Below are 24,935 nucleotides of genomic sequence, written 5' to 3'. Positions count from 1 at the left end.
CTTGGAAGACCAGGCCGGTGGGTGTGTGAACCATGTCGGCTCGGGTCCTTGTCGTTGATGACGTTCTACCCAATGTGAAGCTACTGGCAGCCAAGCTGACCAGGGAATATTTCGACGTCGTCACCGCCAATTCAGGGCCGGAAGCCCTGGAGCGTATTCATGCCCAGCACCCCGACATCGTGCTGCTGGACGTGATGATGCCTGGCATGGACGGGTTCGAGGTGTGCGAGAAAATCCGCGCCGACCCGGCCATTATGCACATTCCCGTCGTCATGGTGACCGCCCTGTCCGACGCATCCGACCGCGTGCGCGGGCTGGAGGCGGGGGCCGATGACTTCCTGACCAAGCCCGTCAACGACGTGGCCCTCTTCGCCCGCGTCCGTTCCCTGGTCCGTCTGAAGATGATGACCGACGAATGGCGCCTTCGCGAAAGCACGTCGGGTCAGTTGGGCATGTTGGTCGCCACCGATTCGGTGCATACGCAGACGGCGGAGGCCGCCAGGGTGTTGGTGGTTGAAGATAGCGCCATTGATCTGGACAAGATCGTGGAGACTGTGGCCCGCGACCGCGACGTGGTGACCGACACCGACACCTGCGCTGGCGGCCTGGAACTGGCCCTGGCGGAGGAGTTTGAGCTGATCGTCATCTCCCTGACGCTGATGCGGGAGGATGGCCTTCGCCTCTGCTCGCAACTGCGCAGCCACGAGAAGACGCGCCAGATCCCCATCCTGCTGCTTGCGGACGAGACGGACATGGACCGGATCGCCAAGGGCCTGGAACTGGGTGCCAATGATTATCTGATCAAGCCCATCGACCGGAACGAACTGCTGGCCCGTACCCGCACCCAGGTGCGGCGTAAGCGTTATCAGGACAAGCTGCGGGCCAATTATGAGGCCAGCCTGTCCATGGCGCTGACTGACAGTCTGACGGGGCTGTTCAACCGCCGTTACCTGTCGGCCCACCTACCCCGCTTGCTGGACCGGTCGGGCGGCAATAACAAACCGGTGTCAGCTCTGCTGTTCGATATCGACCATTTCAAGGTGGTCAATGACACCTGGGGCCACGGGGTGGGCGACGAGGTGTTGAAGGAGGTAGCGCAGCGCGCCAGCCGCAACCTGCGCAATTTCGACCTTGTCGCCCGCCTGGGGGGTGAGGAATTCGTGGTGATCATGCCCGACACGGACGGCAATCAGGCCGCTGCTGTCGCCGAACGTCTGCGCCGCCGCATCGCGGAGGAGCCGTTTGCGGTGTCGGCACCGGTGGGCAAGATCGACGTCACCATCTCCATTGGCGTCGCCCTGGCCGATTGGACACTGGATGCCGAAGGTAAGCCCGAATCGGGCGACGCCTTGCTGCGCCGCGCTGATACGGCCCTGTATCAGGCCAAGCGTAGTGGGCGTAACCGGGTGGTGATGGACGGTGCTGGGGAATAAGTGGTGATGCCAGGACAGCTTTACGGCATCCGGTTGTACCGCACCGCCGCGTCGCTGCGGTCGACCAGGATGATGGCATAGGGGCTGGTCAGGACCTGCGCCGTGATCAGGCCATCGGGTGGTGTTACCTCCCGATACTCCACCACCAGCCGGTCACGCTGCCCGTCGCGCCGTTCGGGGCGCAGACGCAGGATATCGACGGAATAGCCGGTGGTCGTGCGCGTGCCCAAGAACACGCCCAGCGCCATCTGATCCGGCGGCAGGCGACCGGGCGGCGACCGGCCTGCCAGATCCCATAGGGCCGTCCATTCCGCATCATTGCGGGCCGCCAGGAAGGATTGCGACTGCGCACGGGCGTTTTCTGCCCGCCACATGGCACGCGCGGCCAGGGGCGGCGGTGCATCGCCAGACATGCCGGATACCGCACCCGCCGTTTCGCCTGCCAGCCACGCCCCGGCCCCGCCGCCGCACCCGGCAAGGGCCAGCGGCATCGCCACAGCCAGAACGGTCAGCGCCGCCCTGGCCTTCCCGTCGATCCACCGCATCATGGCCTCACGCCGCCACCGGCAGCGCCGTTTCCACCAGCTTTGCCCAGTAGCTGGTGCCCAGCGGCAGGATCTCATCATTGAAATCATAGGCCGGGTTGTGCAGCAGGCAGCCAAGCGCCGCCCCACCCTGGCCCATCCAGACGTAACAGCCCGGACGCTCCTGCAGCATAAAGGCGAAATCCTCCGCCCCCATGCTGGGGCCGACATTGTCATAAACCTTGTCGGCGCCGACCAGTTCAGCCGCGACGCGGGCCGCCAGATTGGTGGGCGCGCCCTCATGATTGACCGTGGGCGGATAGCCACGGCGATAGGTCAGCGTGGCGCTGGACCCAAAAGCCACCGGCAGCGTTTCCACGATGCGGCGCAGACCGTTTTCCAGCTGGTCGCGCACCTCATGGCTCAGTGCGCGGACGGTGCCGCGCATGATCACTTCCTGCGGGATGACATTATAGGCGCTGCCCGCATGGATCTGGGTGATAGAGATGACACCGCTTTCAATGGGGCTGACATTGCGGCTGACGATGGTCTGCGTGGCCGTCACGATATGGGCAGCGATAACCACCGGGTCGATGGCATGGTGCGGGAGGGCGGCGTGACCGCCCTTGCCGGCCACGCGGATTTCGAACTGATCGGCGCCGGCCATAATCGGGCCGGCCTTCACCACCATCTCGCCAGGCGGCAGGTCCGGCCAATTATGCATGCCGAAGATCATGTCGCAGGGGAATCGGTCGAACAGCCCCTCCTCCACCATGCGGCGGCCACCACCGGCGCCCTCTTCAGCGGGCTGGAAGATGAAATTGACGGTACCGCTGAAATTGCGCGTCTCCGACAGATACCGGGCAGCCCCAAGCAGCATGGTCGTGTGGCCGTCATGGCCGCAGCCATGCATCTTTCCGGGGATCTTGCTGGCATGGGCAAAGGTGTTGCCCTCATCCATGTTCAGCGCGTCCATGTCGGCGCGCAGACCGATGGATTTGCCATTCGGGCCGTCCTTACCATGCAGCACACCGACCAGACCCGTACCCGCAATACCGCGATGCACCTCGATCCCGAAGGTCGTCAACTTCTCCGCCACGAAATCGGAAGTTTTGAACTCCTCGAACGCGGTTTCGGGATTCTCATGGATATGGTGGCGCCACGCGGTCATGTCGGCGTGGAAATCGGCGATACGGTTGATGATGGGCATGGTCCCTGAACTCCGGCAGGCGGCAGCGTCCTTGTCGCTGAGAGGCTTCTTCGGCCGCCCTGGTCACACGAAAAGTCGCAAGCGACATTGACGGGCAGTTTATCGGCTTAACTCTCTGCTGGGAACCGGGGAAACATCACCGAAAGAGCAAAGATGAATATTTTGAGCGTTGTTCATTTCGGTGATGCCCGTCACATCTGCCGCTTGCGCGCTTTGTCACAGTGCCGGCGCGGCGATGGCTGGGGCAACGGGCCGGTGCCGCTTCATGGATCGGAGAGAAAACAATGAACACCCGTTCGACCGGGCGGTTGCGCATGGTGGCAGCCATGTCCGCCCTGCTTTCGCTCACCTGTGCTTCGGGCGCCCTGGCCCAGCGGCCCGCGTCCGATGATGATGGCTGGTACGTGCGGTTGGGCACGTTCGGTTTCGTGATGCCGGAATATGAAGGTTCCGACAGCTATAAGGTCCGGCCTGTTCCTGATATCGAGATCACCTATGACCGGTTCTTCCTGTCCCGTCAGGGGCTGGGTGCCAATCTGATCAGCACCGATAACCTGACGCTGGGTGCTTCGGTCGCGTTCGATGGCGGGCGCAAGTCGAAGAAGGACGTGGCCCTGCGGGGTTACCGCAATGTCGGCGACACAGCGGTAGGTCATATCTTCGCGGAATACACGGTTGATCAGCTGATGCTTTCGGTCGATGTCGGCACCGATCTTCTGGGTGACGGGCACAAGGGTACTGAGGCGACGCTGTCGGCCACCTGGATGCTCAACCCGTTCGGACGCACCATGCTGATGATCGGCCCGTCGCTGACCTGGGCCAGCGACGATTACATGAACTCCTATTTCAGCACGACCGTGGACCGCCTGGCGCCCACCGGGCCGACGCAGCTTGTCCTGCCGGGGTCGCGCACGGGGTACAAGGCCGATGCCGGGTTCAAGAATGCCGGACTGACGGCCATCATGATCCATCCGCTGGATGAAAACTGGTCGGTTACGGGCTTCGCCGGCTATTCCCGCCTGCTGGGCGACGCAGCAGACAGCCCGTTCGTGAAGGATAATGGCAGCCGGGACCAGTTCATGGGTGGTCTGGGCCTGTCCTACACGTTCTGACGTCGGTAAGGGGCGGGCTAGAGCGCCCGCCCCTTTGACTTCATGTAGCTCCAGGCTCTACCGGCAGGACCACGATTACCCGCAACCCGCCTTCGGGCCGATTCGACAGACGGATTTCGCCGCCATGCGCCCGGATGATGTCATTGGCGACCGACAGGCCCAGACCTGTGCCGCCCGTGTCACGGGATCGCGACGCCTCCAGTCGGAAGAACGGCCGGAACACGTTCTCGAACTCAATTTCGGGGATGCCAGGACCTTCATCATCAATGGTGATGGTAACATTCTCCCCCGTCACAGCCAGGGCGACCTGTGCCGTCTGTCCATATTTGACGGCGTTTTCCATGAGGTTGCCCAGCGCGCGGCGCAGCGCCATGCGACGGCCCACGATAGGGATGGAGAAGGGGGCCGGCGCTACGCCCACCGGCTTGCCGGCGTCGCGCATATCCTCACCCAGCCGGGCCAGCAGTGCGTTCAGTTCCAACGGCTCGATAGCTTCCTTGGCGGCCTCGTCGCGGGCAAAAGCCAGGGTCGAGCCGATCATGGCCTCCATCTCCGAGAGGTCCTCCAGCATCTTGTCGCGCACAACATCGTCATCGATGAATTCGGCGCGCAGGCGCAGGCGGGTCAATGGCGTGCGCAGATCGTGGCTGACTGCGGCCAGCATGCGGGTACGATCCTCCACGAAGGCGCGCAGGCGGCGCTGCATCTTGTTGAAGGCCGATGCGGCCAGCCGCACCTCACGCGGGCCGGCCTCATCCAGCGAGGGGGCGTTCATGTCGATGCCCAGCCGGTTGGCTGCCGCCGCGAACCGGCGCAGAGGCCGGGTCGTGAAACCCAGAACCCAGGCTGACAGCAGGATGGCGACCGCCGCCGACCCGCCCAGGGACGCGATGAAGCCCGGTTCGCGCAGGGCATCGGTCGCTGTCACGGGCGCATGGAACCGCATCCAGGTTCCGTCCTTCAACTGCCGCGACACCTCGATCACATTGGGCTGCGGCGGGGGCGGCACGGGCAGGCCGAAGGGCGGGATGGAGACGGCCGGCGACATTTCCGGCTTACCCGGCGTCTTGGGCTGTTTCTCGTAAACGTCCAGCAGAACGGTATGGCCGGCACTCGTCCGCACGGTCAGTTCGCGTTCTTTCAGGCCGCGCAGGACGGACAGGCGCACCTCGGTCGGCTGCTCCTCAATCACCTGCGCGAATCCGGCCAGACAATTGGCAAGCTGCCCGCCCTCGGCATCGGCCACGGCCTCCGCCCGGTCGGACCGGTACAGGCCCAGCGCGATGGCCTGGGACAACAGGATGCCACCGACCAGCACGGCGAAGATCGAATAAGACATGCGGTCGGTGAGCGCCCTCATGATGCCGGCACCTCGGGTGAGAAGATATAGCCGCCCGACCGCACCGTCTTGATGATCGTCGGTTCGGCGGGGTCGATCTCGATCTTGCGGCGCAGACGGCTGATCTGCACATCGATGGACCGGTCGAAGGGACCGGCCGACCGGCCCCGCGTGATCTCCAGCAGGTCATCGCGCGACAGAACCCGGCGGGGGCGGGTGGCCAGCGCCACCAGCAGCTCATACTCACCGGCGGTCAACGTGACCTCCTCCCCCTTGGCGTCGGTCAGGCGGCGCTGCGCCTGATCCAGGGTGAAGCCCGCGAAATTGATGGCGCCTGCCGTCACCTGTGCGGCACCCGACGGGGCCGCGGCCCGACGCAGCACGGCCTTGATACGGGCCACCAGTTCACGCGGGTTGAACGGCTTGGGCAGGTAATCGTCGGCCCCGATCTCCAGGCCCAGGATGCGGTCCGCATCCTCCCCCATGGCCGACAGCATGACGACGGGCGGACCGCCATCGGCGCGGACGGCCCGGCAAAGCGACAGACCATCCTCGCCCGGCATCATCAGATCCAGGACGATCAGGTCGATATTGCGATCAGCCAGATAGCGGCGCATTTCCTGCCCGTCCTTGGCCGCCGTCACACGGTAGCCATGGCGCGTCAGATAGCGCGTCAGCAGATCGCGGATTTCACGGTCGTCATCGACGACCAGGAGGTGGGTGCTGCTCTCGGTCATGTCGTCATCATAATCGAAGGGCAGACAGGCTGCCGACGGCCATGTTGTTACCACAATGTAACGTCCTGGGCCTTTGGAAACAGAGTGTTTCACAAAGCCCCTTTCCTCGTCATGCAACGGCAAAGCGTGGGTGTTCAGATGTGCCTGTCGCCGGAAACAACCGGCAACCGGAAGTCAGAGATGAAGAGGAAAGCACCAATGCGCACCCTGATCGCCCTCGCCTTTGTCGCGGCCCTTGGCGTTACCGCCGCCCATGCCAGCGACAGCGCACAGGTCGCGGCAAAGGAGCCTGCGGCCGCCGTTACCCGCACGGAGCCCGTGACCAGCTCTGAGGCACGCGACATCGCCAAGACCTGGATGAAGAGCAACAATTACCGCTTCGGTCGCGTCGGCGACGTGCGGGAAAAGGATGGCGTCTTCCTGGTGGAACTGAAGTCTGCTGATGGCATCCGCTTTGCCACGCTGAAGGTCAACGCCGCCACCGGCGAGATCGTCAGCTAAGCCCCTCAAATATCCCAATCATCACCGGCAAGCCCCGTCGCCGGTGATGGTGGAGCGACCTTCCCCGGTGTCCGGTCGCTCCAAGGTTTGCCGGCGGATCCATGGGCGACCCCATCAATGCCCCGGTCCGCCGGCATAACCACCTTCCTGCCCGCCAATCACGGAACGATACGGGATGCCGTTCCGCCCGAGGTCCGGAATGACACCCGGTTGAGCGCTTCGAGGTCGCCACGCATGAAACTCAGCCAAGGCCCCCTGCTTTCCCTGTTCGACGGTTCCGACGGCACGCCGCTTCAGCAGCGCCTGTTCGACCGTCTGCGCGGCGCCATCGTGAACGGCGCCATCCGCCCTGGAGAAAGACTGCCCTCCACCCGAACGCTGGCCGCCGATCTGGGCGTGTCGCGCAATACGGTCGTGGCGGCGGTGGACCGGCTGACATCCGAAGGATATCTGGAAGCCCGGATCGGGTCCGGCACCTTTGTCTGCCGCACCCTGCCCGATGATGCCATGGCGCCCGCCGTGCGTCTGGCCCCCAACAACACCGCCCGCGTGCCACAGGCCGCCGCGCCTAAGCCCGCCGTGCCGGTGCCCGCTGCCGGGGCAGAACTTCTGCCGTTCGAGCCCTGCACACCGGCCTATGACCAGTTCGATATCGACACCTGGCGCCGGCTTCTGGCCAAGCGCTGGCGCGATGCCGGCGGCTTGCTGCTGGGCAATGATACGTCCGGCGGCTGGACCGCGCTGCGCCGTGTTCTGGCGGGTCATTTGCAGACCAGCCGGGGCATCGCGTGCGATCCCGAACAGATCCTCATCCTGCCTGACCGCCGGTCCGGCCTTGAATTCGTCGCCACCCTGCTGCTGACGGCGGGTGATACCGTCTGGCTGGAAGAGCCGGGCTGCCCCTTGCAGGCGCTGACCTTTGCGCATCGCGGCTACAATGTCGCCCATGTGCCGGTGGATGCCGATGGCATCGACCCGGAACGCGGTGCGCGGCTGGCGCCCGATGCGCGACTGGCCTTGGTTACGCCAGGATGGCAGTACCCGACGGGCGGGACCATGCCGCTGCGCCGCCGCATGGCGGTGCTGGCCTGGGCCCGTCGCAGCGGGGCCTGGCTGCTGGAGGATGACCGCGACGGCGGCTACCGCTACACGGGCCGTCCACTGCCGGCCTTGCAAGGGCTGGATGAGAATGAGCGTGTCCTGCATCTGGGCGCGCTCGACAATACGCTGGTGCCGGCCCTGCGCCTGAGCTGGCTGGTCGTGCCATCTTCCCTGGTTTCTGCCGCCCAGAATCTGCGCGCCCGCATGGGGATGCATGTGCCGCTGCCCGAACAGATGGCGGTGCACGACTTCCTGGTGGAAGGCCATTATGCCAGCCACATGCGCCGCACCCGCCGGCTTTATGCCGAACGTCAGCAGGCGCTGCTATTCGCTGCCGAGCGTCACTGGTCCGGGGCCATCGCCGTGGATGCGGCCAGTTCCGGCCTGCATCTGGTCGGGCGCGTGTCACCCTCAGTCGGTGTGGACGACGCCACCCTGTCGGCCCTAGCCGCCCAGGCCCGCATCGCCCTGCCCGCCATCTCGGCCTGCAGACGCGGACCCGGCATTGCCGGTGATCCGGGCGCGGTGGTTTTGGGCTATGCCGCCTTCACCCCGGAACGCCTCGCGCGTGCCGCCGAACGTCTTGCCGGCGTCATCGACAAAGCCCGCAGCACCCAGACCCACCGCTTGGTGCAGCCCCGCCGGCTGGTCCCGGCTGAGTGAGGGGTGCCCCCTGAATTCGGAGTAATTGCAGGCCCGCTCCGATCGGAAGCGGGCCTGTGCAACCATGTGAAACACAAAACAGGGGTGTGTTTCAGCGCTCGCAGCTTTCCCCCATCGAAAGCCAATGGCTGCGAATGGGTGCGGGCGTGGAATTGGCGCTGATAGTCCGCATTGTAGCAGGAAGCGGCAGAGAAGTCTGCAATCTGCCCGCCACCGTCCTCAAACCACCTCTGCCACCACCCCACCCACGATGCCGGCCAGTGCATCCGGCGCGATGGGGAAGACGGTGTTGGGGGTACCGGCGGCGGCCCAGACGGTGGTGAAGTTCAGAAGGTCGCGGTCGAACAGGGTGATGGGCGGGACATTGTGGCCCAGGGGCGGAACGCCGCCGATGGGATAGCCCGTCTTCTGCCGCACGAAATCGGCATCGGCCTTGGCCAACTTCTCACCGCCCAGCGCCGACGCCAGATGACGGATCACCGTCGCCTCATTCACCCGGTTGCTACCGGATGTGACGACAAGGATGGGGCGGCCCGTGTCGCGGGTGCGGAACATGATGGATTTGGCGATCTGCGCTACATCGCAGCCGATGGCCGCCGCCGCCTCTGCCGAGGTGCGGGTGGAGGCGGCGAATTCCAGGACATGGATGGGATGGCCCAGATCGTTCAGAAGGTTCTGTATCTTCTGCGCACTGGGGCTTAACGGTCCGGCCATCCCACCACGACTCCTAACAGTGTTTTCAACCAGCCAGCTCACGCGACCGGGCAGTGCCGGCGGCGATGGCGCGGGTCAGCAGGTCCTGCATGCCGCCCGCCCCTTCAGCCATCAGCACGTTCAGGGCCGCTTCGGTCGTGCCCTTGGGGCTGGTGACGTTGCGGCGAAGCTGTTCGGCTGATTCGTGGCTTTGGCGCAGCAGTTCGCCCGAGCCCATCACGGTGGCGCGCGCGAGTTGCATCGACAGGTCCGAAGGCAGGCCAGCGGCCACACCGGCCTTGGCCATGGTTTCCACCAGCAGGAAGACATAGGCCGGGCCGCTGCCCGACAGGGCCGTCACGGCATCCAGCAGACTTTCGTCCGCGACCCAAGCCACCTCCCCCACTGCCGACAAAAGGGTGCGGGCCAGCGCCTTCTGCGCGTCGGAGCAATTGGCATTGGGCACGGCGGCACTGATGCCACGGCCCACCGCGGCGGGCGTATTCGGCATGGCGCGGACGATGGCGGCATGGGCGCCCAGGTGCTTTTCAAAATAGGCGATGGGCTTTCCCGCCGCGATGGACAGGAACAGCGCCGTGCCGGCATAGCGGGCATAGTTGGGCAGCGCCTGATCCATCATCTGCGGCTTGACCGCCAGGATGATGGCATCGGGCGTGAAATCAGCCGGGATTTCAGAGGCTTCCTTGACGACCAGCACGTCGGCGGGCAGGCCCTTGGGTGCCCCAAACGGCTCCACCACTACCACAGCCCCTGCGGCACCGGCCGCTTTCCAGCCGGCCAGCATGGCCCCGCCCATCTTACCGCACCCGACCAGCAGCAAACTCGCACTCATCCGGTGTTTCCCCCATATTTCCGGCGGGGTCGCGGGGTTCATCCCCGACGGCGTTGGCCCCGTCCGGTTTGATCAGGCCTCGCCCACCGTATCCAGGATGGCGGCGGACACGGCTTCAGCCGGTGTCTTGCCGCCCCAGATCACAAACTGGAAGGCCGGATAGAAACGCTCGCATTCCGACAGGGCAATGTCCATCAGGTCTTCGAGCTGTTCGGAGCTGGCCCCGCGCGCGCCGCGCAGAAGCGTCGTCTGCCGGAACATGGGCGTGTGCTGATCGTGGCAGACGTCGAAATGGCCCAGCCACATCTTGGGATTGACCTCGGCCAGCAGTTCGGCCACGGCATTCTTGCGGCCCGGCGGCACCTTCATGTCGTACTGGCAGGAGAACTGCATCGCGCTCACCTCTGCCTGCCACATGAAGAACAGGCGGTATTCGCACCAGCGACCATTAATCTCCACCACCATCTCCTCTTCGGAGACGCGGTCGAAGGGCCATTCATTGGCGACAACCATCTCTTCCAGCATGTCCAGCGGATTATGCGTCGATGCCTGGGTCTCGATATTCAAGGCCGTCATGCCGTCCCCCTCACTCCCAAATGCCCTGCCGCAGCGCCATCCCCCAGGCGAAGCGGCGGGCCACATATCGGGGTGTCCAGATATTGTGGCCCTGCCGGCGTTGGAACCACCAGGAATACGGTGCCAGCGCCATTTCGCAGGCGCAACCGGATTCCGGTTCCTTGCCGTTTCGTGAAACAAAACCGAGTTGATGTCCGGCGATGGCCGGGATCGCGTCAGCCCTCGGAACCCTTGGAAAGCTTGGCTTCCAGAGCCGCCAGCTTTTCCTCCAGCGCCTCCTGACGGGCCCGCGCCTCGGCGGCGACGGCCTTCACCGCCTCGAACTCTTCACGGCTGACGACGTCCATCTGGGCCAGGATACGTTCGAACTGCTGGCGAATCTGGCCTTCGACCTCGCCCCGGATGCCGGAGATGGCACCCATGGCCCCGCTGGCGACACGGGCCAGATCATCGAACAGCTTGTTTTCCACCTGCATGGCGGGTCCCCTTCAAAAAAGCGCCGCATTATGGGGATAGGGCCTATCCCTGTCCATGGCGTTAGATACGGGTCCGCCCCGCGCCTTGCCGTCATGATCCCCAACCCTCTATATAGGTCGCGTCTTCCCCGCCGGGGATGGAACGTGACGGGATATCGCATGATTTTGGCCATCCCCTTCCCCGACCTGGACCCTGTGGCGCTGGCCCTGGGTCCGATCTCCATCAAATGGTACGGGCTGGCCTATGCCGCCGGCATCGCCTTTGCGCTGTGGTACTGTAACCGGTTGGCCCGCAATAGCGGCCTACGCCCGACCGAGGATGATCTGGGCGACTTTGTTATCTGGGCGGCGGGCGGCATCCTGATTGGCGGACGGCTGTTCTCTATCCTGTTCTATAATCTCGACACCTATATCAACGACCCGCTGGAGGCGCTGCGCGTCTGGCACGGCGGCATGTCGTTCCATGGTGGGCTGACGGGCGTCATCGCGGCGATATTGCTCTTCTCCTGGCGACGTGGATTCTCGCCCTTCGCGCTGGGCGACCTGGTCGCCTGTGCCGCACCGGTGGGGCTGCTGCTGGGCCGGCTGGCGAATTTCGTGAATGCGGAATTGTGGGGGCGGCCCACGGATGTGCCCTGGGCCATGATCTTCCCAACCGACCCCGCCGGCCTGCCCCGCCATCCCAGCCAGCTTTATCAAGCGGGGCTGGAGGGGGTGCTGCTGTTCATCGCCATCTTCTTGCTGGCCCGTAACCCCACGATCCGCGCGCGGACGGGCACCCTGTCGGGCGCGTTCCTGATCGGCTATGCCATTGCCCGTCTGGTTGGGGAATTCTTCCGGCAGCCGGATGCACAGCTGGGCTTCCTGGCCTTCGGCACCACCATGGGGCAATTGCTGTCCATGCCCATGCTGATCATCGGGGTGTGGATGGTGCTGCGCGCACCATTTGGCACGCCCGTGCCGGCCCCCGCCCCTGCCCAGAAATGACAGGCGCGCTGCATGATCTCCTGGTCCGCCGCATCGCCCTGACGGGGCCGATCAGCATCGCCAGCTTCATGGGCGAGGCGCTGGGCCATCCCCAGCATGGTTATTACATTACCCGCGACCCGCTGGGGGCGAAGGGTGATTTCACCACCGCGCCCGAGATTTCCCAGATGTTCGGGGAGATGGTGGGGGTGTGGCTGGCCGATTGCTGGATCAACCAGGGCTGTCCGGAGCGCGTGCAACTGGTGGAACTGGGGCCGGGGCGCGGGACCCTGATGGCAGATGCCCTGCGCGCCACGACACGGGTGCCGGGGTTTCATCAGGCCATCCGCCTGCATCTGGTGGAAACCAGCCCCACCCTGCGGCAGCGGCAGGCGGCGGCCCTTACCGGTTTTGCCCCCACCTGGCATGATCGGCTGGATAGCGTGCCCGACGGGCCGATGCTGCTGGTCGCGAACGAGTTCTTTGACGCCCTGCCCATCCGGCAGTTCATCCGCACCCCCGCCGGCTGGGCCGAGCGCAAGGTGGGGCTGAACCCGGCAGGACAGCTGGCCTTCACCTTCGACCCCAGCCCTGGCGGTGCCCTGCTGACGCCGCTGCACCGGGAAGCGGATATCCCGCCGGGGGCCATCGCGGAGACCTGCCCGACGGGCATCGCCGTGGCGGCGGAGATCGGGCGGCGGCTGTCGGTACAGGCCGGGGCTGCCCTGATCATCGATTATGGCTATGACGGTCCCGCCATTGGCGACACGTTGCAGGCTCTGCGTGCCCATCGGCGGGTCGCCGTGCTGGACGATCCCGGCAGCGCCGATCTGACGGCCCATGTCGATTTCACGGCCCTGGCACAGGCAGCAGGTCAGGCCGGCGCGCAGGCGCATCCCGGTGTGGGCCACAGTGTGGAACAGGGATACCTGCTGCATGCCCTGGGCATCGCAGCCCGCGCCACAGCCCTGTCGGCCCGTGCCACCCCGGCGCAGCAGGCCGATATCCAATCGGCACTGACCCGGCTGACGGCGCCCGACAGCATGGGCCGCCTGTTCCGCGCCATTGCCATCACACATCCGGCGGCCCCCGTGCCCGCCGGCTTTGCCCGAACGACCGGAGACAGCGCATGATCACGCTTGACCATCTGACCGCCGTTCCCGGCCTGCGCCACGGGTTTTTCACCCGCACCGACGGCGTGTCGAAAGGTATTCTGGCCGCCATGAATTGCGGCTATGGCTCCAACGATGATCCAGCCAATGTTAGGGCCAACCGGGCGCGCGCGATGGAACTGCTGGGCGTTCCTGCCTCCGCCCTGACCACCGTTTATCAGGTCCACAGCCCGGATGTGGTCACGGTCACCGAGCCTTTCCCGCATAGTGCAGCACCCAAGGCCGATGCGCTGGTCACCGACCGGCCTGGCATCGCGTTGGGTATCCTGACGGCGGACTGCGTGCCGGTCCTGTTCGTGGACCCGGTCGCGCGTGTCATCGGTGCGGCCCATGCCGGGTGGAAGGGGGCGGTGACGGGCGTGCTGGAGGCGACGGTGGCGGCCATGGTCGCGCTGGGTGCCGACCGGCCCCGCATTCTGGCCGGTATCGGCCCCCATATCGGCTGGGACAGTTATGAGGTGGGGCCAGAATTCCGCGAACGATTCGTCGCCACTGATCCCGGCCATGACGTGCTGTTCCGCCCGTCTGATCGGGCCGATCACTGGATGTTCAATATTGGCGGCTATGTCCTGGGCCGGTTGCAGGCCACCGGCCTGGGACAGGTGGAAACCACTGGTCTGGACACGTTGGCGCGCGAGGATCTGTTTTTCAGTTACCGCCGCGCCTGCCTGCGCCAGGAACCGGACTATGGACGGGGTCTGTCGGCCATCTGCCTGACATGACTACGCCCATTTCTACCAAAGAGCGTTATAGTCACTGCACTTTTACATTGCATGCGTGTTTTTGCCCGCGCATCATGGGACCCTGATCGTCGAGGGAGGGGACCCGATGCGCGCTTTCGCCCTGCTGCTGACCGGATTGCTGCTGACACCGTCCGTCTTCGCGGGCGAGGTGACGGAAGTGACGGCGGACAAGCCGGCCTGGCGCAAGGTCGCTTTGCAGCGCACGCCTAAGGCCAGCGAACTGGTGGTTCTGCGCATCGGCATCAAGGAAGCCAGCTTCCATCAGGGAAGGCACATCGTGGTGGATGTGCCGACCGGACCCGCTTTCGTCACGCAGATTATGCGCGATCCCAAGGCGCCGCCAACCGAAGACGGGATGCTGTGGTTCGACGGGATCGTGCCCGCCTATGCCTTCAACAGCACCCACCCTGACCTGAAGCTGCGCTTCCTGCTGGATGAGGGGTGCAAGCCCGGTGAGGCGGTGCCGCCGGGCCGGGGTCCCTTGCAGGTGGCAGAAATCCAGGCCCGTGTGACGGCAGTGGACGGGTATTAGTTCACTACCTGCCAGGACCCGTCCGGCTGCTGACAGGCGGTGCCATAGGCATCCTCAGTGCGGCCACCGATCGTCACCTGCTGCTGGAATTCGCGGCAATAGGCGCCGTCGGCAGCGCGGCCTTCGCGCAGGGAGGTGACGGAACCTGTCGCCCGGCCATCGGACCAGACAATGGGCTGACCGATGGGGGCGGAGGTGGCACGGACCTGCGCATCCTCATGCGCACGCTGCTGCGCCTCTGACAGGGAACTGAGCGCCACCAGACTGATGGCTGTCAGGCCCAGGAAGAACAGGGCGTCGTCATCACTGCGGTAGCGGCCATAGCCGGAATACCAATGGCCATAGGGTCGCACGACAACCACATCGCGATAGACGCGGCGACGGGCCGGCGGCACGTCCCAGTGCCGGACCGGATAGCCGCCATGGGCGTACCAGCCCGGCGGCGGGGCGCGGTAGACATAGCCGCGATCACCCCAGTGATGATCACGCCGGTCGTCACGGCGATCATAACGGTCGTCCCGGCGGTCATCGCGACGGTCATAGCGATCGTCCCGGCGATCATCGCGCCGATCATGACGGTCATCGCGGTGCCCGCGCCCGTCCCGGTCCCAGTCACCGGCCATGGCCGGGGGCGTGCCCAGCGACAGGGCCAGAACTGCCGTCAGCGTCAGTTTTCCGAAATCGCGCAACCGCATGATAGCCTCACCAGCAATCGGGACGTCCGTAACGAACGTCGTTCATGGTGATAAGATGCACCCGGCTCTGGGCGAATTTATGGCAACCCCACATGCCTCTTTCGGGTGGGAGCATCGCAGGGTCCATTGACAGATTCCGGGTATTTCATGTTGTTTCCAATAGGCGATGATCTAAGGGAACGCGTGGAAATGGCCGCAGGCGAGATCAAGACGGGTACCATCCAGGACGATACAATCATGGGCGGGAACCTGGATGACACGATCACAGGTGTTTCCGGCAATGACAGCCTGTCGGGGGGCGATGGCAATGACAGCCTGACCGGCGGTGCTGGCTATGACACGCTGGATGGTGGTGCGGGGGATGACCGCATCGACCTGACATCCGCCGCCTTTGGCGATATCGACCTTGCCTATGGCGGGGCGGGTAATGACACGATCACCAGCAGCCTGGGTGAAGAACAAATCGATGGCGGGGCCGGCGATGACGTTCTGACCGCCCAGCGCGGCACCATCGTTGGCGGCACCGGTGCCGACACCATCACCCTGTCCGACGGCATCGCCAGCGGCGGCAGCGGACGCGACCGGTTTGTGATCGGCGCGCTTGGCAACCCTGATCAGGGGCAGGAATGGTCTGTCACCCTCACCGATTTTGCGGTGGGCGCCTTGGGGGACAGTCTGGATCTGACCAGCATCCTGCCCAGCCTTCAGGGTTATACAGGTGGGAACCCGTTCGGACGTTTCCTGTGGTTGGAGCTGAGCGGCAACGACACGCTGCTACGCCTGGACCGTGACGGCGCGGGTGCAACCTATGCCACACAGACACTCGTCACCTTCCGCAACGTGACTTTGTCGGCGCTGAATAGCGGGCATTTCACGGGTGGTTTCAAGCCCAGCACCCTGATTGTGACCGATAGTTCGACGGTTCAGGGCTCCGACGGTGACGACACCCTGGCAGGCGGCTGGGGGTACGATACCATCACGGGCGGGGCTGGAAATGATGTCATTTCTGATGTCAGCGGCCTGGGCAACAGCCTGTCGGGAGATGACGGCAACGACACGATCACCAGCGGTCGCGGCAGCGACACGATCAGTGGTGGGGACGGCAACGATGTGATCATGCCTGGCGGCGGCAATGACAATGTCAGCGCGGGCAACGGCAACGACCTGATCGACAGTTCATCATCCCCTGACTTCAACAGCAGCGTTTATGATGGCGGGGCCGGCAATGATACGATCATCAGTGGGTCGGGGTTTGACCTGCTGGTGGGCGGCGACGGAAATGACGTTCTGACCGCCTTGAACGCGACCTTCCAGGGGGGCCTGGGCGATGATGTCCTGACTCTGGCCGGCGGTCGAGCAACGGGTGGTGGTGGCCGCGACCGGTTTGTCATCACCGATTATCGCCAATCGACCGGTTCTGTGTCGGAGCTGTTCATCACCGATTTCACGCCAGGGGCAGGTGGCGATACGCTGGACCTGACGGCCATCCTTGACACGCTTCTGGGCTATAAGCCCGGTGCCGATCTCGCGCGCTATATCTGGCTGGGCCAGATTGGTGCCAATACCCATATCCTTATTGACGAGGATTCGGGCGGTGGGCAGGCCGGGCGGACCCTGGCCGTCCTGGCCAATGTCCAGGCCAGCAGCCTTGTGGCCGGGAACTTCGCGGGCGGCATTGTCGCCACCACCCGTTTCGACCAATCCAACCTGACCCAGACGGGTACCGATGCCGGGGAGACGCTGGTCGGCGGCTTCGGCAACGACACGATCCAGGGCAATGGCGGCAATGATTTCATTTCTGATGCCACGGGTACCAACAAGCTGTCGGGCGGCAGCGGCAATGACACGATCCGTGGCGGCGGTATCACGGATGTCATCAACGGCGATGACGGCAATGACACGCTGACCGGCGGTGTGGGCGCCACCATCCATGGTGGCGACGGCGCCGACCGGATCAGCGGCGCCATGAACAGTGAGATGTTCGGCGGGGCTGGCAGCGATACGTTGATGGGATCGATCGGGTCGGAACTGCTGGAAGGCGGTGACGGCAGCGATGTCCTGCAATGGTATTCCGACCCGATCTATGCCCTGGGTTCCGGAGATTCCTTTCCCGACACGATGCGCGGCGGTGCCGGCAACGATATCATCACCAATGCCGGCAGCGGTGACCTCGTGTTTGGTGACGATGGTAACGATACGCTTATTTCAACCTATGGCGCATCAAGCCTCGATGGCGGGGCCGGCGATGATGTGATCCAGGCCAGCGAGGGCAGCCTGACCGGCGGTGCCGGCGCTGACCGTTTCACCCCCAACGGTTTGCCATCGTTGTTCGGTGGCCTGCCAATCAACACAGTGACGATTACCGATTTCGACAAGGCTGCCGATGTGATCGACCTGTCGAAGGTCATGCCGAACCTGTGGAATATCGAGGCCGGGACACCGCTTGGCCGATATTTCTATCTGGTCAAGGATGGCAGCGATACGCTGCTGATGGTCAACGCTGATCCACTGGCCCAGAGTCCCTATATCAAAACCCCGCCAGGGGCTTTGATCCGGTTCTCGAACATCGACCCAACAGCCCTGACCGCCAGGAACTTCGTCCAGGATTTCGACCCCACGTCGAAGGATTTCCAGCCCGTCACGGTCATGGGCGGTGCCGGGTCCGACCTGCTGATTGGCAGCCTCAGCAATGACCGGTTTGTAGGTGGTGGTGGCATCGACGCTGTCCGTTATACCGGCAGCGCCGACCTTGTCGGGCGCCAGATTTTCATCGATAGCATCTGGCAGTCGGAGGGGCAGTTCCACTACCGCGTCACCGATACAAGGGGTAACGGCAACGGTATCGACGATATGTTCGGGGTGGAAATCGCCATCCTGGGCAATAACGCCATCCCGCTGCGCGCACCGCAGCCGAACACGCCCTATCGCCCCTATGACACAACTCAGTTTGATGAAGCAGCCTATCTGGCGCTGTATCCCGATGTGGCGGCCATGGTCAAGGCGGGCCAGTATGCCAGCGGGGAAGCCCATTATCTGGCCGTTGGCCGGTCGGAATTCCGGGCGTCACCAGCGCGTCTGGATGGCACACTGGTGCTGTTCGATGAGTCCTTCTACCTGGCCCAGAACCCCGACGTGGCAGAGGTCAGCGGCGTCGGGCGGGCCTTCCGCAGTTCTTGGGAGCATTATGTGCAATATGGCGCCAAGGAAGGGCGCGATCCCAACATCTTCTTCGATACAGATTGGTACCTTGCCACCAATAAGGATGTGGCCGCTGCAGGCATGGATGCCCTGACCCACTATAACACCTATGGCTGGAAGGAAGGGCGCGACCCGTCACGCTGGTTCGATACCAGCACCTATCTGGATGACAATCCCAACGTTGTGGCCATGAACATGAACCCGCTGACCCATTATCTCCTGTACGGCTATGTCCAGGGCCGGGCGGTGACCATTACCGAACTGGGCTAGAGGTTAAGCCCAGCCCGCCCACAGATGCGCCGTGGCCAGACTGCGCCACGGCGCGAAGGGGCGCATCAGGGCCTCCTGCTCCGCGGGACCCGGCCTGTGGTCCAGCCCATGGAAATTCTGGAGTGCCGCCGACAAGCCCGCATCTCCGATGGGGGCGACATCGGGAAAGGCGCAGGCGCGCAGCAGGACATAGGCCCGCGTCCAGGGTCCGATGCCCTTTACCCCTGTCATTGCCGCCTCTGCGGTTGCGGCATCGCCATGGGGCAGCCCTTCGAAATCAATCCCGCTACGTGCGGCATTGATCAGGTAGGCAGCCTTTGAGCGCGAGAATTTAAGGGTGCCCAGATGCTCGGGGTCCAGGGCCGCGATGCCGGCCGGCGTGGGGTGTGCCTTCATGCCCGACGCGTGAGGGATGCCGGCCAGTTCAATAAGGGTGCGGCGCAACTGCCCCGCGAAACGGAGATTGACCTGTTGGCCTACCACGGCCCAGCACATGGCCTCAAACACACCTGCTGTCTGGGGCAGACGCAGGCCGGGGCCACAGCGCGACAGCAGGCGCGCCACCTGTGCATCCTGTGCCGCAAGCGCCTCCAGCCCCGATACATCGCCCGACACGCCCAGCATGCGGGCCACGGATGCCGACAGGCTGTTCATCTCCGCATCGGTCAGGGCGGCGGGATCAGCGGTCAGGGCGGCGTGGGTGGGGTGGATCGTGATATCGACCCGGATGGCCCGGCCCGCCGGGGCCAGGACCTTGGTGATTACATTGTCCACCACCCGTTCCGACAGCCCGTCCGGGTCACGGCCATGGTAGGACAGGACCCAATCGGCACGGTAACCGCTGGGCAGGGGGATATCGGACAGCGTGGCCATGGATCAGCCCGCCACCAGCAAACCGTCGCGCATCTCCACCACCCGGTCCATGCGCCGCGCCAGATCCAGGTTATGGGTGGCGACCAGGGCGCCAAGCCCCTGCCCGCGCACCAGATCGGCGAACAGGGCGAACACCTTTTCGGACGTGTGCATGTCCAGATTGCCCGTCGGCTCATCAGCGATCAGCAGGCGCGGACGGTTGGCCAGCGCGCGGGCGATGGCCACGCGCTGCTGCTCCCCACCAGACAGTTTGGCCGGGCGATGACCGGCGCGGGCGGACAGGCCGACCAGGCCCAGCAATTCGCGCGCCCGGTCCTTTGCCACCGAACGCGACACACCGGCCAGCATCTGCGGGATGGTGATGTTTTCCTCTGCCGTGAATTCCGGCAGCAGGTGATGGAACTGATAGACGAAGCCGATCTTATCGCGGCGGATGGCGGTGCGTTCGGCATCGTTCAAACCGTCGGCCTTCTGCCCCGCAATCTCAATCCCGCCCTTGTCGGCAGCTTCCAGCAGGCCCGCGATATGCAGCAGGGTTGATTTGCCAGCCCCGCTGGGCCCCACCAGGGCCACCATCTCCCCCGCCTGGATGGCGGCATCGACACCGCGCAGCACATGCAGCGGCGTTTCTACCTGCGTAAAGGAGCGGTGGATGCCGGTCAGGCGCAGGACGATCTCGGCCATTTTTCACTCGTATCGAAGGGCTTCGACGGGGTCCAGCTTCGCCGCCCGCCAGGATGGATACAGCGTGGCCAGCAGCGACAGGGCCACGGATGCAACCGCCACCTGCGCCACCTGCCACGGATCGGTGAAGGAGGGCAAGGAGGACAAAAAATAGATGTCCGAATTGAACGGATCGACGCCGGTGGCCGCCTTCACCAGTTGGCGCAACTGTTCCATATGGCCCGACAAGGTCACCCCCAGGATCAGGCCCGCAGTGGTGCCCGCAACACCAATCGAAGCGCCGGACATCAGGAAGATGCGCAGGATGGTGCCGCGACCGGCCCCCATGGTGCGCAGGATGGCGATCTCTCGCCCCTTGTCCTGAACCATCATGATCATGCCGGAAATGATGTTGAAGGCCGCCACCACGACGATCATGCCCAGGATCAGGGAGACGACATTGCGCTGCGTCTCAATGAAGCTGAAAAAGGCGCCGTTCACCTGCTGCCAGTTCTGGACGTGCAGGCCAGCGGGCAGACGCGCCGCGACATCGGCCATGCGGGCCGGGCCCAGGGCGGGATCGGTGAAGGTTACCTCCACCGCCGTCACATTGCCGTCCAACTGAAAGAATTCCTGCGCTGTCTCCAGGTCCATCAGGACCAGCGTGTTGTCAAACTCCGACACGCCCAGCGCCACGATGCCGGTCACGGTGAAGGCACGCGACCGGGGCGGGCCACCGCCCGCATCCACCTGCGGTGACAGGATGGTGACCCGATCGCCGATCTTGATACGGCCATTGTCGGCCATGCGCTTGCCGATGGCGATGCCGTCGCCTTCCGCCAGTGTTCCTTCCACCAGGGCATCGGCAAAGGCGGGCCGGGCGGCCATGTCGGCGGGGCGCAGCGCCTTGACCAGCACGCCGCCGGCAAAATCGCGATAGGAAAGCAGGCCCTGCGCATCCAGGCTGGGCATCACCGACACCACACCCGGCACGCCGCGCACCCCCTCCACCAACGCGTCGGACGCCTGGAACGGGCCATACTGGCCCATGGCCACGACATGCCCCTGGAAACCCAGGACGCGGGACAACAAGTCGCGCTGAAACCCGTTGAACACCGACAGGGAGATGATCAGCGTCGCCACGCCCAGGGCGATGCCGAGGAAGGAGAAGCCGGCAATGACGGAGATGAATCCCTCCTGCCGGCGCGCCCCCAGATAGCGAAAGGCGATCCAGCGCTCCAGAATGCCGAACATGCGGGAACGGTCAGCCATGGCGCAGCGCCTCCACCGGGTCCATCGAGGCCGCCCGGCGGGCGGGATACAGCGTGGCCCCCACCGACAGGAACAGGCCCAGCGCCACCACCAGGGTGACTTCCGACCAATCGATGATGGCCGGCAGGGTGGTCAGGAACAGCAGCATCTGTGACCCCGCGATGCCCGGCACCTGACCCAGGGCATAACCGATGGCCTGCACATTCACGGTCAGCAGGATACCCAGAGCGAACCCGACCAGCGTGCCGACAGCCCCAATTGAGGCACCGGCCAGTAGGAAGATGCGCGACACGGACGCGCGCTGCGCCCCCATGGTGCGCAGGATGGCGATGCTGGCCGCCTTGCCGCGCACCAGCATGACCATGGAGGAGACGATATTGAAACTGGCGACCAGGATAATCAGGGTCAGCACCACGAACATCGCCACCCGCTCCACCCCCAGCGCCGTCACCAGCCCTTTGTTGGCCTGTCGCCAGTCGGTGACGGTGAAACCGGGGCCTGCCGCCGCTTCCAGGCTGGCGCGCATCGCGTCCACATCGCGCGGGTCGCTGACGAACACGTCAATGGCGCTGACCCCCTGGCCCATGCGGAAAAATGCCTGGGAGGCCGGCAGCGGCATATAGATCAGGTTGGCATCCTGTTCGGGCATGCGCAGATCAACCACGGCATAGACGGGAAATTCCTTTCGCCGCAGCATGGTGCCAAAGGCCGTGACCGTGCCCTTCGGGCTGATCAGGGTGACATTGCCACCCGCCGAAATGCCCAGCGAGCGGGACAGGTTAAAGCCCAGCGCCACCCCATCCTCCCCCAGGTCAGACAGGCCGCGGATCACGCTGCGCCCCACAATGGGCCGCGTCTGAAAATCCGCAACCTCCAGCCCGCGCACCTTTACCCCCACGGCCCGGCCATTGACGGTGGCCAGCGCCTGCCCCTCCACCACCGGCATCACCTGCGTCACACCGGGGGCGGCGCGCAGCCGATCCAGCAGGGCGGCATAGTCGGTGAGCGGCCCGCCGCCCGCCACGCTGACAGCGGCATGGGCCGAGACACCCTGGATACGGCTGACCAGCTCAGCCCGGAACCCGTTCATCACTGACATAACGATGATCAGGGTCGCCACACCCAGCGCCACCCCGATGAAGGAAAAGCCGGCGATGACCGACACCGTCCCCTCCTGCCGCCGCGCCCGCAGGTAACGCCACGCGACCATACGCTCAAAGGGGGTGAAGATCATCGGGGCCCTGGATGCGGGGTGATGGGGATGCGGCGATGTAGCCTTGCTTATAGGCGGAAATGGGGCGGGGGCGGAAGGGTGGTCAGATACCCAGCCATTCCAGCCCGCCGGGTAAGGAGCAAGCAGCATAATCCACGTGCAGCACCCGCCGCCGATCCGGTGACAGAGCCGGCTCAGATGCGTGCAGGATCAAGGTGGAATAGGCCCAGGCATCGCCGGCCTGTGCCAGGGAGGTTTCGACACCGCAGCGTTCCACGAATTCCGGCACCTGTCCGACCGGGACGATGCCAAGGCGATGGCTGCCGGGGGCGTAAAGCAGTGGGGCGTTTTCTGTCCCTACCGGATCAAGATGCAGGCGAAGGGTGACCATGCCCCGCAATATCTCCACCGGCGGGGCGACATGGATAACACCCTCTTTTACGGACCAGGGGCCGAAGCCCGACACCTCCAGCCTTTGCTTCACGGCAATGACGCGGTCCTGATGCCAGCCGACAGCCCAGTTCCGGGCGGACGATTTATCGAACAGCAGGGCACGAACGGGCATGGCGCGGGGACCGATCAAGGCTGCTGCGGCCTGCCCCATGGCTCCATCCGGTGCCAAAAGGGCCGCCACCGCAGTGACCCCACGCAGGCGCAGGCCCGGTCGATCCAGCGGGAATGGCGCAAGGTCGGCCCGCAGTTGTTCTACCAGCGTGGTAGCCACAAGCCGGGGCAGATGGATGGCACCGTGAGGATGCAAATCGGTCATGAAGACCTGAATATCCCAGCGCGATAGGGCGGAAAAGACCAAACCCGATCTCACAGCTTGACGGATATAGGTCAGTTGACCTATCTTGAATTTAGGTCAATCACCCTAGACATCAATGCCCGACACCCGCACCCAAATCGTGGAAGCCGCCGACACGCTGTTTTATCAGCGCGGGTTCGACCATACGTCGCTGGCGGATATCGCAGCGGCGGTGGGGATCGCGCGGGGCAACCTCACCTATCATTTCAAGGCCAAGGACCAGATACTGGCTGCCGTCATCGACCGGCGATTGGCCAATACCCAGGCCATGCTGGACGCGTGGGAAGAGGCGGCAGACGGGCCGGCGGCGCGCATCACCAGCTTCATCCATATCCTGATCATCAACCAAGCGAAGATCATGGCCCATGGCTGCCCCGTCGGCACCCTATCGAACGAGTTGGCAAAGCTGGACCATGCCGCCCTGCCCGATGCGGCGCGTATCTTCACCCTGTTCCGCTCCTGGCTGGCGCGGCAGTTCACGCTGCTGGGCCATAATGACGCCCGCGCCGATGAACTGGCCTTGCACCTGCTTGGCCGCAGCCAGGGGGTAGCGACGCTGGCCACCGCCTTCAAGGATGAGGATTTCATCCGGCGGGAAGTGGCGGCGATGCGGGACTGGCTTTCCACCCTGGCTGACCAACCCTGAGGCTACGACATGGACAAGACCTTGCCCGGCCCCGATGGCCGACCCCGTTGCCGCTGGTGTGCCTCGGCCCCGGAATTTCCGCATTACCATGATACGGAATGGGGCTTTCCCGTCGCCGATGACCGGCGGCTGTTTGAGAAACTGTGCCTGGAGGGGTTCCAGTCGGGCCTGTCCTGGCGCACCATCCTGGCCAAGCGGGAGAATTTCCGGGCGGCTTTCCAGGGGTTCGAGATTAATGCCGTGGCCGATTTCGGGCCGGCGGATGTCGACCGGCTGCTGGCCGATGCCGGCATCGTGCGCCATCGCGGCAAGATCGAAGCGGCGATCAACAATGCCGGCCGCGCCAAGGAACTGATCAAGGCCGAGGGATCGCTGGCCGCGTATTTCTGGCGGCATGAACCGCCGACGGGCGAACATGGCGTCCCACAATCGGCCTCGACCTCCCCTACCTCGGTGAGGCTGTCCAAGGACCTGCTGAAGAAGGGTTGGAAATTCGTCGGCCCCACGACAATCTTCGCCTTCATGCAGGCCATGGGCCTGATCAACGACCATGCAGAAGGCTGCGTAATCAGGGAGGAAGCGACGAAGGCCAGGGCGGCATTTCAGGTGCCAGGGCTGTAGAGCCGCCACCTTGCTGTCGCCCCTGAAATGAAAAAGGGGCGGCAC

General features: G+C 64.6%; 25 protein-coding genes. 11 read left to right on the top strand and 14 right to left on the bottom strand.

Going from position 1 to position 24,935, the window contains the following annotated elements; genetic code table 11:
* The first annotated feature begins 32 nt into the window (after window positions 1-32).
* Window positions 33-1,433 (top strand): PleD family two-component system response regulator, encoded by a 1,401-nt coding sequence (locus tag C0V82_RS01050; RefSeq protein ID WP_102110745.1) that lies wholly within the window; start codon window positions 33-35, stop codon window positions 1,431-1,433.
* Window positions 1,434-1,453: 20 nt separating this feature from the next.
* Here the strand turns inward: C0V82_RS01050 and C0V82_RS01045 are convergent, their stop codons facing one another.
* Entirely contained in the window at window positions 1,454-1,981 is a 528-nt protein-coding gene (locus C0V82_RS01045) for a protease complex subunit PrcB family protein (RefSeq protein ID WP_158659641.1), read from the bottom strand.
* Between the two features lie 4 nt (window positions 1,982-1,985).
* Window positions 1,986-3,167 (bottom strand): M20 aminoacylase family protein, encoded by a 1,182-nt coding sequence (locus C0V82_RS01040; RefSeq protein WP_102110743.1) that lies wholly within the window; start codon window positions 3,165-3,167, stop codon window positions 1,986-1,988.
* A 284-nt stretch (window positions 3,168-3,451) separates the two neighbouring features.
* Between C0V82_RS01040 and C0V82_RS01035 the strand changes: the two genes are divergently transcribed.
* Window positions 3,452-4,279 carry a MipA/OmpV family protein gene (locus C0V82_RS01035; RefSeq protein ID WP_102110742.1) on the top strand — a complete coding sequence of 276 codons (828 nt, stop codon included), beginning with the start codon at window positions 3,452-3,454 and terminating at the stop codon, window positions 4,277-4,279.
* Between the two features lie 40 nt (window positions 4,280-4,319).
* Here C0V82_RS01035 and C0V82_RS01030 read toward each other — a convergent pair whose 3' ends face one another.
* Window positions 4,320-5,639: an ATP-binding protein gene (locus C0V82_RS01030; RefSeq protein WP_245924118.1), complete on the bottom strand. Its 1,320-nt coding sequence runs from the start codon at window positions 5,637-5,639 to the stop codon at window positions 4,320-4,322.
* Window positions 5,636-6,355 (bottom strand): response regulator, encoded by a 720-nt coding sequence (locus C0V82_RS01025; protein WP_054170135.1) that lies wholly within the window; start codon window positions 6,353-6,355, stop codon window positions 5,636-5,638. The genes C0V82_RS01030 and C0V82_RS01025 overlap by 4 nt, the downstream gene beginning before the upstream one ends.
* 198 nt (window positions 6,356-6,553) lie before the next feature.
* Between C0V82_RS01025 and C0V82_RS01020 the strand changes: the two genes are divergently transcribed.
* Together C0V82_RS01020 and pdxR are read left to right on the top strand one after the other, a co-directional pair.
* Complete coding sequence (locus tag C0V82_RS01020; RefSeq protein ID WP_102110741.1) at window positions 6,554-6,856, top strand: hypothetical protein; 303 nt, start codon at window positions 6,554-6,556, stop codon at window positions 6,854-6,856.
* A gap of 234 nt (window positions 6,857-7,090) precedes the next feature.
* Window positions 7,091-8,620, top strand: coding sequence for a MocR-like pyridoxine biosynthesis transcription factor PdxR (gene pdxR, locus C0V82_RS01015; protein ID WP_158659640.1), 1,530 nt, complete (start codon window positions 7,091-7,093; stop codon window positions 8,618-8,620).
* 219 nt (window positions 8,621-8,839) lie between these two features.
* On the opposite strand, the gene C0V82_RS01010 is transcribed toward pdxR, so the two are convergent.
* From C0V82_RS01010 to C0V82_RS00995, 4 genes are all read right to left on the bottom strand, one after another.
* A complete protein-coding gene (locus C0V82_RS01010; RefSeq protein ID WP_102110739.1) occupies window positions 8,840-9,334 on the bottom strand; it encodes a YbaK/EbsC family protein in 495 nt (164 codons plus the stop codon).
* A 25-nt stretch (window positions 9,335-9,359) separates the two neighbouring features.
* On the bottom strand, window positions 9,360-10,166 hold the full coding sequence (proC, locus tag C0V82_RS01005; protein ID WP_102110738.1) for a pyrroline-5-carboxylate reductase: 807 nt from the start codon (window positions 10,164-10,166) through the stop codon (window positions 9,360-9,362).
* 72 nt (window positions 10,167-10,238) lie between these two features.
* On the bottom strand, window positions 10,239-10,742 hold the full coding sequence (locus C0V82_RS01000) for a type III secretion system chaperone family protein (protein WP_054170140.1): 504 nt from the start codon (window positions 10,740-10,742) through the stop codon (window positions 10,239-10,241).
* 215 nt (window positions 10,743-10,957) lie between these two features.
* Window positions 10,958-11,218 (bottom strand): accessory factor UbiK family protein, encoded by a 261-nt coding sequence (locus C0V82_RS00995; RefSeq protein WP_102110737.1) that lies wholly within the window; start codon window positions 11,216-11,218, stop codon window positions 10,958-10,960.
* A gap of 159 nt (window positions 11,219-11,377) precedes the next feature.
* Between C0V82_RS00995 and lgt the strand changes: the two genes are divergently transcribed.
* The 4 genes from lgt (at window position 11,378) to C0V82_RS00975 (ending at window position 14,631) form a co-directional block, all read left to right on the top strand.
* Window positions 11,378-12,205, top strand: a complete 828-nt coding sequence (gene lgt, locus C0V82_RS00990; RefSeq protein ID WP_102110736.1) for a prolipoprotein diacylglyceryl transferase — start codon at window positions 11,378-11,380, stop codon at window positions 12,203-12,205.
* Window positions 12,202-13,317 (top strand): class I SAM-dependent methyltransferase, encoded by a 1,116-nt coding sequence (locus C0V82_RS00985; protein WP_102110735.1) that lies wholly within the window; start codon window positions 12,202-12,204, stop codon window positions 13,315-13,317. The genes lgt and C0V82_RS00985 overlap by 4 nt, the downstream gene beginning before the upstream one ends.
* The gene (gene pgeF / locus C0V82_RS00980; protein WP_102110734.1) at window positions 13,314-14,078 is read left to right on the top strand and encodes a peptidoglycan editing factor PgeF; all 765 of its coding nucleotides are present in this window, start codon (window positions 13,314-13,316) and stop codon (window positions 14,076-14,078) included. Before C0V82_RS00985 ends, pgeF begins: the two co-directional genes overlap by 4 nt.
* A gap of 106 nt (window positions 14,079-14,184) precedes the next feature.
* Window positions 14,185-14,631, top strand: coding sequence for a hypothetical protein (locus C0V82_RS00975; protein WP_102110733.1), 447 nt, complete (start codon window positions 14,185-14,187; stop codon window positions 14,629-14,631).
* On the opposite strand, the gene C0V82_RS00970 is transcribed toward C0V82_RS00975, so the two are convergent.
* Window positions 14,628-15,326 carry an RT0821/Lpp0805 family surface protein gene (locus tag C0V82_RS00970; RefSeq protein WP_102110732.1) on the bottom strand — a complete coding sequence of 233 codons (699 nt, stop codon included), beginning with the start codon at window positions 15,324-15,326 and terminating at the stop codon, window positions 14,628-14,630. The two genes, C0V82_RS00975 and C0V82_RS00970, sit on opposite strands and share 4 nt — an antisense overlap.
* A gap of 189 nt (window positions 15,327-15,515) precedes the next feature.
* On the opposite strand from C0V82_RS00970, the gene C0V82_RS00965 reads away from it, so the two are divergent.
* On the top strand, window positions 15,516-18,794 hold the full coding sequence (locus C0V82_RS00965) for a beta strand repeat-containing protein (protein ID WP_102110731.1): 3,279 nt from the start codon (window positions 15,516-15,518) through the stop codon (window positions 18,792-18,794).
* Between the two features lie 3 nt (window positions 18,795-18,797).
* Here C0V82_RS00965 and C0V82_RS00960 read toward each other — a convergent pair whose 3' ends face one another.
* The 5 genes from C0V82_RS00960 to C0V82_RS00940 all read right to left on the bottom strand — a co-directional run bounded on the left by C0V82_RS00960 (window position 18,798) and on the right by C0V82_RS00940 (window position 23,584).
* Entirely contained in the window at window positions 18,798-19,667 is an 870-nt protein-coding gene (locus tag C0V82_RS00960; protein ID WP_102110730.1) for a DNA-3-methyladenine glycosylase family protein, read from the bottom strand.
* Between the two features lie 3 nt (window positions 19,668-19,670).
* Entirely contained in the window at window positions 19,671-20,351 is a 681-nt protein-coding gene (locus C0V82_RS00955; protein WP_102110729.1) for an ABC transporter ATP-binding protein, read from the bottom strand.
* Window positions 20,352-20,354: 3 nt separating this feature from the next.
* Complete coding sequence (locus C0V82_RS00950) at window positions 20,355-21,602, bottom strand: lipoprotein-releasing ABC transporter permease subunit (protein WP_245924117.1); 1,248 nt, start codon at window positions 21,600-21,602, stop codon at window positions 20,355-20,357.
* Window positions 21,595-22,836 carry a lipoprotein-releasing ABC transporter permease subunit gene (locus C0V82_RS00945; RefSeq protein WP_102110728.1) on the bottom strand — a complete coding sequence of 414 codons (1,242 nt, stop codon included), beginning with the start codon at window positions 22,834-22,836 and terminating at the stop codon, window positions 21,595-21,597. Before C0V82_RS00945 ends, C0V82_RS00950 begins: the two co-directional genes overlap by 8 nt.
* Window positions 22,837-22,918: 82 nt before the next feature.
* Window positions 22,919-23,584, bottom strand: a complete 666-nt coding sequence (locus C0V82_RS00940; protein WP_102113147.1) for a phytanoyl-CoA dioxygenase family protein — start codon at window positions 23,582-23,584, stop codon at window positions 22,919-22,921.
* Between the two features lie 115 nt (window positions 23,585-23,699).
* On the opposite strand from C0V82_RS00940, the gene C0V82_RS00935 reads away from it, so the two are divergent.
* A complete protein-coding gene (locus C0V82_RS00935; protein WP_102110727.1) occupies window positions 23,700-24,269 on the top strand; it encodes a TetR/AcrR family transcriptional regulator in 570 nt (189 codons plus the stop codon).
* Window positions 24,270-24,278: 9 nt separating this feature from the next.
* Window positions 24,279-24,890 carry a DNA-3-methyladenine glycosylase I gene (locus C0V82_RS00930; protein ID WP_102110726.1) on the top strand — a complete coding sequence of 204 codons (612 nt, stop codon included), beginning with the start codon at window positions 24,279-24,281 and terminating at the stop codon, window positions 24,888-24,890.
* Window positions 24,891-24,935 lie beyond the last annotated feature (45 nt).

The sequence above is a fragment of the Niveispirillum cyanobacteriorum genome, from assembly GCF_002868735.1.
Lineage (GTDB): Bacteria > Pseudomonadota > Alphaproteobacteria > Azospirillales > Azospirillaceae > Niveispirillum > Niveispirillum cyanobacteriorum.
The sequence above is the reverse complement of the archived record's forward strand: the minus strand, read 5'-3'. Positions and strand labels throughout refer to the sequence as shown.